Source organism: Thalassobaculum sp., from assembly GCF_965223715.1.
Taxonomy (GTDB): Bacteria; Pseudomonadota; Alphaproteobacteria; order Thalassobaculales; family Thalassobaculaceae; genus Thalassobaculum.
Genome location: NZ_OZ245012.1, coordinates 4,911,553 through 4,924,645, shown reverse-complemented (window position 1 = coordinate 4,924,645; position 13,093 = coordinate 4,911,553). Strand labels below are relative to the sequence as shown.

The window sequence follows — 13,093 nt, the reverse complement described above, 5'->3', positions numbered from 1 at the left end:
AAGCCTACCCCTCCATCGCTTCCCGGAACCGGGCGAAGAGGTAATGGCTGTCCATCGGGCCCGGCGAGGCTTCCGGATGGTACTGCACGCTGAAGATCGGCTTGCCGTCGACCTTGATGCCTTCCACCGAGCCGTCGAACAGCGAGCGGTGGGTGACGGTCACGCCGTCGGGCAGGCTGGCCTCCATGACGACGAAGCCGTGATTCTGGCTGGTGATCTCCACCTTGCCGGTCTCCAGATCCTTGACCGGGTGGTTCGCACCCCGGTGGCCCATATGCATCTTCTCGGTCTTGGCACCGAGGGCCAGGGCCAGCATCTGGTGGCCCAGGCAGATGCCGAAGATCGGCTTGCCGCTGTCGATCAGCTTCTTCAGTTCCGGTACCGCGTAGATTCCGGTGGCGGCCGGATCGCCCGGGCCGTTGGCGAGGAAGATGCCGTCCGGGCCATGGCCGAGGATCTCGTCCGCCGTCGCACTGGCCGGCACCACCGTGACCTTGCAGCCCTGGGCCGCCAGGTTGCGCAGGATGTTGCGCTTCGCACCGTAATCGACGGCGACCACGTGTTTGGTCGGTTCCGCCATCTTGCCGTAGCCGTCGCTGCGGCCGTCATCGGCGAAGCCCCAGAGGGTGGTGTCCCAAGTGTAGGTCTGGGTGCAGGACACCTCCTTGGCGAGGTCCATGCCTTCCAGGCCGGGCCAGTCGGCGGCGAGCTTCTTCAGGGCGTCCAGATCGAATTTGCCGTCCGGCGAGACGCAGAGCGCGCCGTGCGGGGCGCCGATGTCGCGGATCCGCCGGGTCAGCCGCCGCGTGTCGACCCCGGCGATGCCGGGCAGGTCGTGCGACTTCAGCCAGTCGTCGAGGCCGCGCTCGGCGCGGTAGTTCGACGGGTCCGTGATATCGGCGCGCAGCACGCAGCCGAGCGCAACCGGCGAGCCGGTCTCGTGGTCATTGACGTTGGCGCCGACATTTCCCACATGGGGGAACGTGAAAGTGATGATCTGGCCGGCGTAAGACGGATCGGTCAGGATCTCCTGGTACCCGGTCATCGAGGTGTTGAAGACCACCTCGCCGACCTTGGTGACAGCGGCGCCGAAGCCGCGACCGAAGATCGCCGTCCCGTCCGCCAGAACCAGAACCGCCGTTGCGTCTTGGGGGATGGCGGCAGGATCGGTCATGCGGTGTCTCCGGGTCAGGCGGTTACCGAGGGGCGGTCGTCATCCGTCGCGCCGAGGGAGTGTACCCCAATCGGCGGGCATGGAGAGGCGGCCAAGCGGTAAATTGGCCGGGTGATACGCGAGGAACGGCGGAACGTCAAGCCGTAACATACGGAAAAATCCGTTGTTTTTCAGGTAGTTAGAAAATCATCTCGGCATTGCAACATGAAACCGGATCGTATATTGTCGCCGCTTCCGTACAGATCGGCCAGCGGGACCTGGCCGTCTAGAGTGCGGGGAACGGGCGACGACGGCCGGCACGGCCCCCGCCAGATTCAGGGCCAAAGTGCCGGACTCACTCGGTTTCTGGGGAGAAACTGAATGTTGCGCGAACAGCTTAAGAGTGCGTTGAAGGATGCCATGCTGGCCAAGGACCAGCGTGCCGTGGCCACCGTGCGCCTGATCATCGCGGCCCTGAAGGACCGCGACATCGCCGCGCGCGAGAAGGGCAACCTCGACGGAATCGACGACACCGAGATCCTCGCGATGCTGGGCACCATGGTGAAGCAGCGTCAGGAATCGATCCGGCTCTACGAGGAAGGCGGGCGCTGCGAGCTCGCCACCCAGGAGCAGGAGGAAATCGACGTCATCCGCCGCTTCATGCCGTCCCAGTTGGAAGGCAAGGAGCTGGAGACGACGATCGACAGCACCATAAAGGAGATCGGTGCGGCGGACCTGAAGGACATGGGCCGGATCATGTCCACGCTGAAGCAGCGCTATCCGGGCCGCATGGACTTCTCCAAGGCCTCCGGCATCGTCCGCCAGCAGCTCGTCTGAGCCGGCCGACCGCGTGATCGGCGGCGGGGCGCTGGTTCCGCCGCCTTCTTCCCGTCATCCTGATGCAAATCAGGATCAAGCGACCGGTGCCTGTGCACCGCAGATCCTGATTTGCATCAGGATGACGGTGGGGGGTGAACAGATCATCTCCCTCTCGACCTCGCCAACAGACAAGGACATGGGCCGGATCATGTCGATGCTGAAGCAGCGCTATCCGGGCCGGATGGATTTCTCCAATGCCTCCGGAATCGTCCGCCAGCAGCTCGTCTGAGCCGGCATCTGGTCCAAGCGACAGCGGGGCCAAGGGTTCCGCCGCGTTCCTCCCGTCGTCCTGACGCAAGTCAGGACCATGCTGCTGGCGCCTGTGCACCGCAGATCCTGATTTGCATTAGGATGACGGTGGGGGGTGGGTGGCCCAATTCCCTTTTGACCTCGCCGAGCAGCCCCGGATGAAGTCCGGGGCATGTCGAAGGGCCTCCCCTCGCTTCCGTCCACGGTCCCGGCCCGCCCCCGGATCAATCCCGGATTAAATCCGGGACGGGGGCGTCCGGGATGACGAATGAAGGGTGATTCTGGAGGCCGTCATCCCGGCGACCTCCGGGCTTGACCCGGAGATCGGCCGGGACCCAGCCGGCGTGTGCATCACAACGAAGACCGCGAGGTCACCCCTGCCCGAGGCTGAACCCATAGGGCAGCAGACGCTCCAGGTCGAACACATCGCCCAGGGCCCCCTCGCCGCCCCCGTCGACGATCACCAGGGTCTCGGGCTCGCGGCTCCCGAACTCGTGGATCACCTGGCGGCAGATGCCGCAGGGCGAGCGGTCGGCGACGGCTGCCTCCAGCGTCGCCACGCAGCTCACCACCAGCAGCTCCAGCTTCCGGAACCCGAGCGACGCCGCCTGGGTCAGGGCCGTGCGCTCGGCGCAGATCGTGCCGCCGTAGCTGGCGTTTTCGACATTGGCGCCGGCGATCACCCGGCGCTGCGGGTCGTCGGCCATGATCAGCGCGGCACCCACATGGAAGCGGGAATACGGCGCATGGGCGCGGGCCGCCACGGCGCGGGCGGCGTCGCGCAGCCGGGCGATCTCGTCCGGGTCGACCGACACGGTCTTTTCCGGAATAGCCTGACCGGGCACCGTCAGCCGGCCGAGCGGGGTCGGCGTGGTCGCGTCGGGCCGGTCCACCGCCGGCAGCACGAGCTCGACACGTTCCGCCATCACACCGGCCCCCACCCTCAATGCTCCCCGTAGACCGCGTGTGGGTCGTAGGTCTTCTCGCCGACGACCTCCAGGGCCACGCCGTCGCCGGCCTTCACGACCCGGCGGTAGAAGCAGCTCTCGTAACCCACGTGACAGGCCCCCGGCCCGACCTGTTCCACGAGCAGCAGGACGGTGTCCTGGTCGCAGTCGAGCCGGATCTCCTTCACCCGCTGCACATGGCCGCTGCTCTCGCCCTTGCGCCACATGGCCTTGCGCGAGCGCGAGTAGTAATGCGCCTCGCCGGTCTCGATGGTGGCGGACAGCGCCGTGGCATCCATCCAGGCCATCATCAGCACCGAGCCGGTGGCGGCGTCGGCGGTGACGGCCGGGATCAGCCCGTCCGCCCCGAATTTCGGGGCGAGCGCGCTGCCTTCCTCGATCGCGTGGCTGTCGCCGCGCGCGGAAAACTCGACCGTCATGTCAGCCCTTCCAGCAGCCGGACCCACATCTTCGCCCGCGGCACGAGCGAGGAGATATAGACCTGTTCGTTCAGAGTATGCGCGCCCTCGCCGTCGGCGCCCAGGCCGTCGAGGGTCGGCACGCCCAGGGCGGAGGTGAAGTTGCCGTCGGAGCCGCCGCCGGTCAGCGCCGTGCTTTCCAGCACCAGGCCGGTCTCGGCGACGACTTCCTTGGCCAGCTCGAACAGGCCCCAGTTGGCGTCGTTCAACTCGTAGGGCGGGCGGTTCATGCCGCCGGTGATCTCGATGGTGACGTCGGGATCGCGCGGCTTGCGGTCGAGGATCCTGGCGGTGATCTCCTCGCCGTCGGCGGCGTTGACCACCCGCAGGTCGATCTCGGCGGTCGCGACACGCGGGACGACGTTCACCCCGGTGCCGGCCTTGACCAGGCCCACATTGGTGGTCACACCACGCGCGTAGTCGGTGAGGCCCTCGATCTCCAGGATGTGGTGGGCGAGTTCCTTCACGGCACTGCGGCCGTCCTCATGCTTGGCGCCGGAATGGGCCGGGACGCCGGTGATCGTCATCTCGAAGCGGCCCACCCCCTTGCGGGCGGTGACCAGCTTGCCGCCGTCGCGGGCCGGCTCGGTGACCAGCACGTATTTCGCCTTCCTGGCCTCGGCCTCGATGACGGCGCGGCTGGTCGGGCTGCCGACCTCCTCCTCGGCGACCAACAGGAAGCTGACCGGCATGCCGGTGCCCGCCCCCATGCGGCGCAGGTGGCGGTAGGCGTAGTACGGCAGATAGGCACCGGCCTTCATGTCGTAGATGCCCGGGCCGTAGAGGCTGTCGCCCTCGCGGCGGATCCGGTTGCTGTCGTCCTTGGTGCCGACCGGATGGACGGTATCCATGTGGCTCAGCACCAGGATGCTCGGCGCGTCCTCGGTCCAGTCCGGGGTGCGCACGATCAGGTGGTCGCCGAAGCCGTCGGTGCCCGCGACCCGCTCGACAGAGCAGCCCGTACCTTCCCACTGGGTCTGGATCCTGTCGGCCAGTTTGTTGACCCGCTCGGCGTCGTAGGTCGGCGTCTCCATCTCCACCCACTCGAGGATGCCGTCGATGATCTCCTCCTGGTCGATGGCGGGGACGTTGTCGCGGGGGGAAGCGGTATCCATGGAAACTCCGAGGGGCAGGTGTATGAGAGGCGGTCAGTTCTGCCGGAGCGATACGCCATAGGCAATGCGCAAACGGCCGCGCCGCACGCGAGCCGATTGAGGCGACCCGGCGATTCAGGATCTTGCCGCCGGCGCCGACTTCCCGCTGAATTTCCGGAGGCGGCGGCAGACCGGGCGGAACACCGATGACCGGAACCCTGCGCTCAGTGCTGCAGAAGGACGGATAGCCATGCGCGCGGACATCGCCATTCTGGGCGGCGGGATCATCGGCTCCAGCATCGCCTGGCACCTTGCCGACAGCGGCAAGGCGGGGCGCGTCGTCGTGATCGAGCGCGACCCGACCTACGAATTCGCCGCCACGCCCCGGGCCAACGGGGGCATCCGGCTGCTGTTCAGCCTGCCCGAGAACATTGCCATGGCACGGTACGGCCGCGACTTCTACGCCGGCTTCGCCGAGCGGATGGCGGTCGACGGCACGCCGGCCGACATCGCCTTCCGGCGCCAGGGCTACCTGTTCCTGTCGGACAATGGCGGGGCACGGCAGATGGAGGCGAACCACCGCTTCCAGGTCGCCCAGGGCGTGGAGGCGGAGCTGCTCGACCCGGCCGGCGTGCAGGCCCTCTTCCCGTCCATCGCCGTCGACGACGTGGACCTCGCCGTCTATTCGCCGAACGATGCCTGGATCGATCCCTATGCCGCGCTGATGGGCTTCCGGCGCAAGGCCCGCGCCCTCGGCGTGGAGTACGTGAAGGGCGATATCACCGGGTGGCAGGCCGGGACGGCGACAGCCGGCGCGGTCGCGCTGTCCGACGGAACGACCGTGGAGGCTGAGACCTACGTGCTCGCCTGCGGGGCCTGGTCGCGCGACGTCGCAGCACTGATCGGCCTGGACCTGCCGGTGGAGCCGATGTCGCGGGAGAGCTACGTCTTCAAGGCCGAGGCGGAGATCGAGCCGCTGCCCTTCCTGAAGAGCGAGAGCGACCTCGCCATCCGGCCGGAGGGGGACGGCTATGTCGGCGGCATCCCCGACTGGTCGGAGCCGGCGTGCTGGAACTTCGAGCCCGACCCCGCGCGGTTCGAGAGCGTGGTCTGGCCGGCGCTGGCCCGCCGGGTGCCGAAGATGGAGCGCCTCAAGCTGGTGCGCTCCTGGCGCGGCCATTACGCGCGCAGCATCCTCGACTACTCGCCCATCATCGGGCCGTGGTCCGACGGCCTCGCCAACGTGGTGATCGCCACCGGATTCTCCGGTCACGGCATCATGCACGCCCCGGCCACCGGCCGCGCGGTGAGCGAACTGATCCTGGGGGGACGCTTCGAGAGCCTGGATCTCGCCTGTTTCGGCTGGGCCCGCATCCCGGCGAACGCACCGTATCGCGAGAAGGGCATCGTCTGAACGAAGAAGGGCGGCCCGAAGGCCGCCCCCTTATCCCGCGATCCGGGTCGGATCAGAGATGCTTCAGCACGTTCTCGGCGCTGGAGACGTCATAGGCGCCCGCCTCCTCGACGAAGAGCTGGGAGACCGTGCCGTCGTCCACCACCATCGCATAGCGCTGGGAGCGCACGCCAAGGCCACGCTCGGTCAGGTCGAGCTCCAGGCCGATCGCCTTGGTGAACTTGGCGGAGCCGTCGGCCAGCATCATGACCTTGCCCTCGGACGCCTGGTCCTTGCCCCACACGCCCATGACGAACGGGTCGTTCACGGCGACGCAGGCGACCGTGTCCACGCCCTTGGCCTTCAGCGCGTCGATGTTCTGCACGAAGCTCGGCACGTGCTTGGCGGAGCAGGTCGGGGTGAAGGCGCCCGGCACGGCGAACAGCACCACCTTCTTACCGGCGAACAGGGCCGCATTGTCCAGCGTGTCGATCCCGTCGGCCGTCTTGTGCTGCAGCCCGACGTCCGGAAGCTTGTCGCCAACCTTGATGGTCATCACCGTCTCTCCCTGTGAGGAATGGGACCGGTCGCGGCCGGCCCCTTAGGAACTGATGGCTCCCTAAATAGGCCGGATCTACTGCGAGTCCAAGCCGGCGGTTTGTGCCGCCCCGCCCGCCTGCTCGATCGCATCGCGCACCGCCGCCGCCGACAGCAGTTCCGGCAGGGCGATCCCGTCCGGCGCGGCGGGGCCATACACCGCGTTGAACGGGATGCCGTAGCGCCCGAACGAGGCGAGGTAGTCGGAGATCGCCGGGTCCGGATTGGTCCAGTCGGCCTGCATCGCGGTCACGCTCCCGCCGGACAGCAGGCTCGCCGTCGGGTCGGTCTCCAGGACGAGTTGCTTGTTCACCTTGCAGGTGATGCACCAGTCGGCGGTGACGTCGACGAAGACCACCGCGCCCTCGGCGACCATGCGGTCGATCTCGGCCCGGTCGAAGGTCTTCCAGTCGATCGCCGCCCCGGCCTGCGCGGTTGCCAGGCGGTTCGCCCCCGGCTCGCGGGTTCCGGGGAGCAGCGCGGCCACGGCGAGGACGGCGACCAGCAGGGCGATTCCGGTCAGCCCGGCGCCGCCGCGACCCGCCCGGTGCAGCAGGGCCAGGACCCCGGCGCCGACCGCGAACAGCCCGCCCATCACCAGCGCCCCGGTCTGCCCGATCTGCGCCGCCAGCACGGTCAGCAGCCACACGCCGGTGGCCAGGAGCGCCAGCGCCAGGATGCGCCGGAAGGTGATCATCCAGCGGCCCGGTCGCGGCAGGGCGCGGGCGATCGACGGAAAGGCCGCCACCGCCAGATAGGGCAGCGCCAGGCCGATCCCCATGACGGCGAAAACGGTCAGGATCTCCGCCGGGCCGCGCGCCAGGGCGAAGCCGACGGCCGTGCCGAGGAACGGGGCGGAACAGGGGGTCGCCAGCAACGCGGCGAAAGCGCCGGTGAGGAAATGGCCGACCAGCCCCTTGCCCTGGCCGCCTTCGGCCGGCAGCCGCCCGCCCAGATCGGCCAGGGCGCGCGGCAGGGCGACCTCGAACCAGCCCAAGAGATTGGCGGCGAACAGCAGGACGATCGTCGCCATGGCGGCGAGGAACAGCGGCTGCTGGAACTGGATGCCCCAACCGACGGCCACCCCGGCCGATTTCAGCCCGGCGAGCAGCCCGGCCAGCAGCAGGAAGGAGGCGACGATCCCCGCCGCCGAGGCCAGGAATCCGCGCCGGATCGCCCCGCGCTCGGCCCCGCCATAGTTCAGGACGGAGACCAGCTTCAGGGACAGGACCGGCAGGACGCAGGGCATCAGGTTCAGGATCAGCCCGCCGAGCAGGGCGAGGCCGAGGACCAGCCAAAGGTCGGCGGCGGCGGGCGGCGGTGCTGCGGCGGCGACCGTCACCGGCCGCTCCACGAACCGCTCGCCCTCCACCAGGGTCAGGCGCAGGTCGGCACCGTCCAGCCGAGCCTCGCCCCGCGTGCCGACCGGCACCCGCACCGTCGCCGCCCGGGCGCTGTCGGACAGGGTGATCTCCGGCTTGCCGTAGGACAGCCCCTCGGGTCCTTCCGGGAACACGTCCAGGGCCGCCATCGGCTCGGCCGAGGTGACCGTCAGCACCAGGGTCGGGCTCTGCGGATCGCCGGAGGCCCGGGCCGAGACCACGTCCAGGCCCAGCCCCGGCAGGTCACGCGGCACCTGGGCGGTCCAGCGGTTCACCAGCTGGGTGAAGGCGGTCGGCTCCGCCGGTCCCGCCGGCAGGTCGATGCCGAGGGTCGCCTCCAGCGGCACGCAGATCTCGCTGCAGGCGAGCGCATTGACCTGCGCCGTCGCGGACAGCGGATCGCCGGACCGGGCCAGCCGGGCAATGATCGGATAGACCACCGCGTCCTTGTAGCCGAAGGTCTCCAGCCCGAAGAGCGAGAAGCGGTGCGGCACCGGATAGAGCGTCTCGGTGCCGGCGAGATTGTCGGAGCCGTCCCAGGTGACCTGCGGCGGATAGCCGGCATCCCCGGCCGACCGCCAGTAGACCTTCCAGCCCTCCGCCAGCCGGAACTCCAGCCCGAGCGGGATCTCGTCGCGTCCTTCCGTCCCGGCCACCGCGGAGATCAGCCGGATATCGGCGAACTCCGTACTCACCCAGGGCGAGGCCGGCTGGGCCGTCGCCCGGCCAGGGGTCAGCAGTCCCCAGGCGGTCGCCACAAGGGCGAGCAGGATGAGCAACTGGCTGGCACGAAATTTCATCACAGGCCCGTCCGGCTCACTTTGAAGTCACAGCGTGACCCCAATATAGTAGGGGACGGCCACGGGGAACGTCACAACCGCGGGACCAATGGTCGCGCGGGCGGTGGAGGAATAGGAATGAACCCGGACGATCTCACCCCCTCGGACAGCGAGAAGAACGAGGCCGAGGGCTACCTGACCGGTCAGCTTCTGATCGCCATGCCGTCCATGCGCGACCCGCGATTCACGCGCACGGTGATCTACATGTGCGTCCATAACGACCAGGGCGCGATGGGTCTGGTGATCAACCGTCTGGTCGGCTCCATCAAGTTCTCCGACCTGCTGGAGGAGCTGGAGCTGAAGAGCCCGCCGGTCGGCTCGGCCCGCTACCCGACCATCCATTTCGGCGGTCCGGTGGAGACCGGGCGCGGCTTCGTGCTGCACAGCGACGACTACCTGCGCGACGACAGCATGCCGCTGGAGGACGGGCTCGCCCTGACCGCCACGGTCGACATCCTGCGCGACATCGCCCTCGGCTCCGGGCCGAACAAGGCGATGCTGGCGCTGGGCTATGCCGGATGGGGGCCGGGCCAGCTCGACGGCGAGCTGCAGGAGAATTCCTGGCTGTCGGTCGAGGCCGACCCGGAGCTGCTGTTCGACGCCGCCCTGGACGACAAATGGGAGAAGGCACTGGCCAAGATCGGCATCAGCGCCTCCCTGCTCTCCACCGACGCCGGCCACGCCTAATACTGGGCACGCCTAATACCGGCCACGCCTAATACTCGTCGCGCCGCCGCAGCCAGCGCATCCCCTCGCCGCCCTCGTCCCGGCCCTTCGGCGTCAGGTCGAGCAGGTGATAGGCGCCGTTGATCGCCTCCACGCCCCGGCCATAGGTCGAATAGGCATGGGCGATGCCGCCATCCTCCAGCCGGGCGAAGACGCTGATTCCCGGCATCTCGTCGTTCGGCACGGCGTCGGTGTAGTTGTAGCCGCCGGCCGACCCCGGCCTCATCTCCGGGAAGGTCACGCCAAAATCCTGGCTGAACGCCCCGTCCACCGCCGACACCCAGTCGAAGCGCCAGCCCATCCGCGCGCGATAGGCCAGCAGCCGGTCGAGCGGCGCGTTGGAGATGCACAGGAACCGCGTGTCCCGGGCGGCGAGGTGGACGTCGATGCCGTCGAACGTGTCGGCCCAGAACGAGCAGCTCTTGCAGCCCTGCTCCCAGTCCGCGCCGAACATGAAATGGTAGACCGCGAGCTGTCCCTTGCCGGCGAACAGGTCGGCCAGGGTTTCGCGGCCATGCACGGTGTCGAACAGATACTCCCGCTCGACCCGCACCCAGGCCAGCGCGCGCCGCTTCTCCGCCAGCGCGTCGCCGGCCCGCATATGGGCCTTCTCCTCGGCCAGCAGCACGCGGCGCTCGGACAGCCATTGGGCGCGGTCGACGATGCGGTGCAGGGTCATGGGACTGCCTCCTTCTCAAGCAGGGCGTGGATCGAGCCGAAGCTCGCCGACCAGCCGGAGCCGACACCCTTGCGGGCGTCCTCCTTGCGGATGGCCGCATGGGTCAGGCGCACGAAGGTGCCCTCCTCGGCCGGCTCGAAGGTGACGGTCACCTCGGATTCGGGCGTGACCTCGACCCGGCCGTCGGCGAATTCCCGCTCGTGGCACCAGGTGAAGACCAGCCTGCGGTCGCGCTCCACCGTCACATAGGTGCCGCGCAGGGCGTCGCGGGATACCTCGGTCGGCGGCAGGGTGAAGCGCCAGGCCCCGCCCTCCCGCACGTCGGCCTCGATCGCGGCCATGCTGTGCGGCGCCTGGCCGAACCAGGCCTTCAACTCCGCCGGGTCGGTCCAGGCCCGGAACAGCCGCGCCGGCGGCGCCCGGAAGGTGCTCTCCACGACGACCGGATCGCTGCCATGGGGCGATTTCAGGAAGGGCAGGCTCATGGGTTCTCCTCCAGGTATTGGGCAAGGGCGTCGAACTGGCCTGCCCAGAATTTCTGGTAGGTCTCCAGCCATTCGGCCGCCTGTTTCATCGGCGCCGCCTCCAGGCGGCAGTAGCGGGTGCGCCCGCGCTTGCTGACCCGGACCAGGCCGGCGTCGGACAGCACGCGCACGTGTTTCGACACCGCCGTCTGCGACATCTCGAAGGGTTCGGCGATCTCCGACAGGGCGGCCTCGCCTTTGGACAGGCGGGCGAGGATCGCGCGCCGCGTGCCGTCGCCAAGGGCGGCGAAGGTCTGGTCGAGCAGGCTCATAGGGTCGGGCCTCAATAGTCAACTTATTGGTTGACTATGCCGATCGATCCGTAATAGTCAACCAATAAGTTTACTTTTCCATGGAGGCTTCCGATGAAGCTGTACTCGCATCCGATGGCGCCCAACGCTGTGCGTACCCTGGTGTTCCTGGCCGAGAAGGGAATCGAGGTTCCGATCGAGCCGGTCGACCTGATGGCGGCGGAAACCCGCAGCCCGGCCTTCCTGAAGAAGAACTCGCTCGGCGAGATCCCGGTCCTGGAACTGGACGACGGCACCCTGATCACCGAGAGCGTGGCCATCTGCCGATATTTCGAGGAAGCGCATCCGGAACCCTCCCTGATGGGGGCGACCCCCGTGGAAGCCGCCCAGGTGGAGATGTGGAGCCGGCGCATGGAGCAGCAGATCCTGGGACCCATCGCCCAGGTCGGGCTGCACACCCACGAGTTCTTCGCCGACAAGGTCGAGCAGCTTCCGGCCTATGCCGAGACCCAGGTCCGGCTGATGGCGAAGAAATGGGCCTGGCTCGACGCCGAACTGTCCGACGGCCGCACCTTCGTGTGCAACGACCGGTTCTGCATCGCCGACATCACCGGTATGGCCGCTCTGCATATCTGCGACTTCTTCGGCCATCCGGTGCCCGGGGACCTGCCGAACGTGAAGCGCTGGGAGACCGCCATGCGCGCCCGGCCGAGCTGGAAGCGCTGAGCCATGGCCGTCGATCCCGACCTGGACGGCAGGCTCCGTGCCGCGCTCGACGGCATCCTGTGCATTTCCGAAAAGCCGATGATGGGGGCGACCTGCTTCTTCCATCACGGCAACATGCTGGGCGGCGCCGACCGGTCCAGGACCGGGGAGCGCCGCTTCCTGTTCCGCGTCGGACCGCAGGGGGCCGCCGAAGCCCTGTCCCGCCCCGGCGCCCGGCCGGCAGCACTGGGCGCGCGGACCATGGGCGGCTTCGTCTTCGTCGACGCCGAGGCCTGCGACTCCCGGGCGCTGGAAGGCTGGATCGACCTCGCGATGGACTTCGTCTGGGCGCTTCCGGCCAAGGGATACTCGGCGAAGACCTAGCTGGCGAAGCCGGGGTCCTTGCGCTCCATCATCCGGACCAGGGCCGGCCATTCGATCGGATCGACCGTGCCGATATTGGCCGCCCCCGTCTCCCACTGCCGGGCCGTGTGCTCGGCCACATGGGCCGGCGGCCGAGCGGGCTTCATGCCCGAGGCCATGACGTCCATCTGCAGCCGGCAGGCCCGCTCCAGGTAGTAGATCCGCCGGAACGCCTCGGGCACCGTGCGGCCGCAGGTCAGCAGGCCGTGGTTGCGCAGGATCATCGCGTTGTGCGTGCCCAGGTCGCCGACCAGCCGCTCGCGCTCGTTCAGGTCCGTCGCCATGCCTTCGAGCTCGTGATAGGCGATCCGGTCGTGGAACTGCAGCGACTGCTGGTCCAGGGGGATCAGCCCCTCCTCGGTGGCCGCCACCGCGCAGCCGGCCCGGCTGTGGGTGTGGATGATGCAGCGCGCGTCCGGCCGCGCCCCGTGGATGGCGGAATGGATCACGTATCCCGGCCCGTTCACCGGGTAGTCGTCCTCGTCGAGCGGCGTGCCGTCGATATCCACCCGCAGCAGGTTGGAGGCGGTGATCTCCGTGTAATGCCGCCCGAAGCCGTTGATCAGGAACACCTCCTTGCCGTCGATCTTGTACGGCAGCTTGGCGGTGATGTGATTGAAGACCAGGTCGGCCATGCCGAAATGCTCGACCAGCCGGTAGCAGCAGGCGAGGTCCACCCGAAGCGTCCACTCCTCCTCGGAGACGGCGCCGCGGCGGCGGTCGGCTGAAAGAGATTCGGCGGACAGGGCGGTGACGGACATTGCGGGCCTCCC

16 protein-coding genes are annotated in these 13,093 nt (G+C 68.5%); 6 read left to right on the top strand and 10 right to left on the bottom strand.

Translation table 11 applies throughout. The features are described 5' to 3' along the window. Positions 1 to 4: 4 nt before the first annotated feature. Complete coding sequence (gene carA / locus ACOQOP_RS22850; RefSeq protein WP_420564128.1) at positions 5 to 1,174, bottom strand: glutamine-hydrolyzing carbamoyl-phosphate synthase small subunit; 1,170 nt, start codon at positions 1,172 to 1,174, stop codon at positions 5 to 7. 360 nt (positions 1,175 to 1,534) lie between these two features. Between carA and ACOQOP_RS22845 the strand changes: the two genes are divergently transcribed. Together ACOQOP_RS22845 and ACOQOP_RS22840 are read left to right on the top strand one after the other, a co-directional pair. Beyond that, a complete protein-coding gene (locus ACOQOP_RS22845; protein WP_420564127.1) occupies positions 1,535 to 1,990 on the top strand; it encodes a GatB/YqeY domain-containing protein in 456 nt (151 codons plus the stop codon). A 13-nt stretch (positions 1,991 to 2,003) separates the two neighbouring features. Beyond that, the gene (locus ACOQOP_RS22840) at positions 2,004 to 2,261 is read left to right on the top strand and encodes a GatB/YqeY domain-containing protein (RefSeq protein ID WP_420564126.1); all 258 of its coding nucleotides are present in this window, start codon (positions 2,004 to 2,006) and stop codon (positions 2,259 to 2,261) included. 391 nt (positions 2,262 to 2,652) lie between these two features. Here ACOQOP_RS22840 and ACOQOP_RS22835 read toward each other — a convergent pair whose 3' ends face one another. The 3 genes from ACOQOP_RS22835 to ACOQOP_RS22825 are packed head-to-tail and all read right to left on the bottom strand — an operon-like array spanning position 2,653 to position 4,822. Beyond that, the gene (locus ACOQOP_RS22835) at positions 2,653 to 3,207 is read right to left on the bottom strand and encodes a cytidine deaminase (RefSeq protein ID WP_420564125.1); all 555 of its coding nucleotides are present in this window, start codon (positions 3,205 to 3,207) and stop codon (positions 2,653 to 2,655) included. 17 nt (positions 3,208 to 3,224) lie between these two features. Next, complete coding sequence (gene hisI / locus ACOQOP_RS22830; RefSeq protein ID WP_420564124.1) at positions 3,225 to 3,668, bottom strand: phosphoribosyl-AMP cyclohydrolase; 444 nt, start codon at positions 3,666 to 3,668, stop codon at positions 3,225 to 3,227. Then, on the bottom strand, positions 3,665 to 4,822 hold the full coding sequence (locus ACOQOP_RS22825; RefSeq protein ID WP_420564123.1) for a M20 family metallopeptidase: 1,158 nt from the start codon (positions 4,820 to 4,822) through the stop codon (positions 3,665 to 3,667). Before ACOQOP_RS22825 ends, hisI begins: the two co-directional genes overlap by 4 nt. 229 nt (positions 4,823 to 5,051) lie before the next feature. Between ACOQOP_RS22825 and ACOQOP_RS22820 the strand changes: the two genes are divergently transcribed. After that, entirely contained in the window at positions 5,052 to 6,215 is a 1,164-nt protein-coding gene (locus ACOQOP_RS22820) for an NAD(P)/FAD-dependent oxidoreductase (protein WP_420564122.1), read from the top strand. A gap of 52 nt (positions 6,216 to 6,267) precedes the next feature. Here the strand turns inward: ACOQOP_RS22820 and ACOQOP_RS22815 are convergent, their stop codons facing one another. Both ACOQOP_RS22815 and ACOQOP_RS22810 read right to left on the bottom strand, forming a co-directional pair. After that, entirely contained in the window at positions 6,268 to 6,750 is a 483-nt protein-coding gene (locus ACOQOP_RS22815) for a peroxiredoxin (protein WP_420564121.1), read from the bottom strand. A gap of 78 nt (positions 6,751 to 6,828) precedes the next feature. Further along, positions 6,829 to 8,973, bottom strand: coding sequence for a protein-disulfide reductase DsbD family protein (locus ACOQOP_RS22810; RefSeq protein ID WP_420564120.1), 2,145 nt, complete (start codon positions 8,971 to 8,973; stop codon positions 6,829 to 6,831). Between the two features lie 117 nt (positions 8,974 to 9,090). Between ACOQOP_RS22810 and ACOQOP_RS22805 the strand changes: the two genes are divergently transcribed. Continuing rightward, positions 9,091 to 9,699: a YqgE/AlgH family protein gene (locus ACOQOP_RS22805; RefSeq protein WP_420564119.1), complete on the top strand. Its 609-nt coding sequence runs from the start codon at positions 9,091 to 9,093 to the stop codon at positions 9,697 to 9,699. A 28-nt stretch (positions 9,700 to 9,727) separates the two neighbouring features. On the opposite strand, the gene ACOQOP_RS22800 is transcribed toward ACOQOP_RS22805, so the two are convergent. The 3 genes from ACOQOP_RS22800 to ACOQOP_RS22790 are packed head-to-tail and all read right to left on the bottom strand — an operon-like array spanning position 9,728 to position 11,213. Then, positions 9,728 to 10,417 (bottom strand): DUF899 domain-containing protein, encoded by a 690-nt coding sequence (locus ACOQOP_RS22800; RefSeq protein WP_420564118.1) that lies wholly within the window; start codon positions 10,415 to 10,417, stop codon positions 9,728 to 9,730. Then, positions 10,414 to 10,902, bottom strand: a complete 489-nt coding sequence (locus ACOQOP_RS22795; protein WP_420564117.1) for an SRPBCC family protein — start codon at positions 10,900 to 10,902, stop codon at positions 10,414 to 10,416. The genes ACOQOP_RS22800 and ACOQOP_RS22795 overlap by 4 nt, the downstream gene beginning before the upstream one ends. Next, complete coding sequence (locus ACOQOP_RS22790; RefSeq protein WP_420564116.1) at positions 10,899 to 11,213, bottom strand: ArsR/SmtB family transcription factor; 315 nt, start codon at positions 11,211 to 11,213, stop codon at positions 10,899 to 10,901. The genes ACOQOP_RS22795 and ACOQOP_RS22790 overlap by 4 nt, the downstream gene beginning before the upstream one ends. 93 nt (positions 11,214 to 11,306) lie before the next feature. On the opposite strand from ACOQOP_RS22790, the gene ACOQOP_RS22785 reads away from it, so the two are divergent. Together ACOQOP_RS22785 and ACOQOP_RS22780 are read left to right on the top strand one after the other, a co-directional pair. Then, complete coding sequence (locus ACOQOP_RS22785; protein ID WP_420564115.1) at positions 11,307 to 11,918, top strand: glutathione S-transferase family protein; 612 nt, start codon at positions 11,307 to 11,309, stop codon at positions 11,916 to 11,918. Positions 11,919 to 11,921: 3 nt separating this feature from the next. Beyond that, positions 11,922 to 12,281, top strand: a complete 360-nt coding sequence (locus ACOQOP_RS22780) for a TfoX/Sxy family protein (RefSeq protein WP_420564114.1) — start codon at positions 11,922 to 11,924, stop codon at positions 12,279 to 12,281. Here ACOQOP_RS22780 and ACOQOP_RS22775 read toward each other — a convergent pair. Beyond that, positions 12,278 to 13,081, bottom strand: a complete 804-nt coding sequence (locus ACOQOP_RS22775) for a class II aldolase/adducin family protein (protein WP_420564113.1) — start codon at positions 13,079 to 13,081, stop codon at positions 12,278 to 12,280. The genes ACOQOP_RS22780 and ACOQOP_RS22775 overlap by 4 nt on opposite strands. Positions 13,082 to 13,093: the final 12 nt, after the last annotated feature.

Excerpts from the sequence above, each read along its gene's own strand:
- carA (WP_420564128.1), bottom strand. The coding sequence starts at position 1,174 with ATGACCGATCCTGCCGCCATCCCCCAAGACGCAACGGCGGTTCTGGTT.
- ACOQOP_RS22845 (WP_420564127.1), top strand. The coding sequence starts at position 1,535 with ATGTTGCGCGAACAGCTTAAGAGTGCGTTGAAGGATGCCATGCTGGCC.
- ACOQOP_RS22835 (WP_420564125.1), bottom strand. The coding sequence starts at position 3,207 with ATGGCGGAACGTGTCGAGCTCGTGCTGCCGGCGGTGGACCGGCCCGAC.
- hisI (WP_420564124.1), bottom strand. The coding sequence starts at position 3,668 with ATGACGGTCGAGTTTTCCGCGCGCGGCGACAGCCACGCGATCGAGGAA.
- ACOQOP_RS22825 (WP_420564123.1), bottom strand. The coding sequence starts at position 4,822 with ATGGATACCGCTTCCCCCCGCGACAACGTCCCCGCCATCGACCAGGAG.
- ACOQOP_RS22820 (WP_420564122.1), top strand. The coding sequence starts at position 5,052 with ATGCGCGCGGACATCGCCATTCTGGGCGGCGGGATCATCGGCTCCAGC.
- ACOQOP_RS22815 (WP_420564121.1), bottom strand. The coding sequence starts at position 6,750 with ATGACCATCAAGGTTGGCGACAAGCTTCCGGACGTCGGGCTGCAGCAC.
- ACOQOP_RS22810 (WP_420564120.1), bottom strand. The coding sequence starts at position 8,973 with ATGAAATTTCGTGCCAGCCAGTTGCTCATCCTGCTCGCCCTTGTGGCG.
- ACOQOP_RS22805 (WP_420564119.1), top strand. The coding sequence starts at position 9,091 with ATGAACCCGGACGATCTCACCCCCTCGGACAGCGAGAAGAACGAGGCC.
- ACOQOP_RS22800 (WP_420564118.1), bottom strand. The coding sequence starts at position 10,417 with ATGACCCTGCACCGCATCGTCGACCGCGCCCAATGGCTGTCCGAGCGC.
- ACOQOP_RS22795 (WP_420564117.1), bottom strand. The coding sequence starts at position 10,902 with ATGAGCCTGCCCTTCCTGAAATCGCCCCATGGCAGCGATCCGGTCGTC.
- ACOQOP_RS22790 (WP_420564116.1), bottom strand. The coding sequence starts at position 11,213 with ATGAGCCTGCTCGACCAGACCTTCGCCGCCCTTGGCGACGGCACGCGG.
- ACOQOP_RS22785 (WP_420564115.1), top strand. The coding sequence starts at position 11,307 with ATGAAGCTGTACTCGCATCCGATGGCGCCCAACGCTGTGCGTACCCTG.
- ACOQOP_RS22780 (WP_420564114.1), top strand. The coding sequence starts at position 11,922 with ATGGCCGTCGATCCCGACCTGGACGGCAGGCTCCGTGCCGCGCTCGAC.
- ACOQOP_RS22775 (WP_420564113.1), bottom strand. The coding sequence starts at position 13,081 with ATGTCCGTCACCGCCCTGTCCGCCGAATCTCTTTCAGCCGACCGCCGC.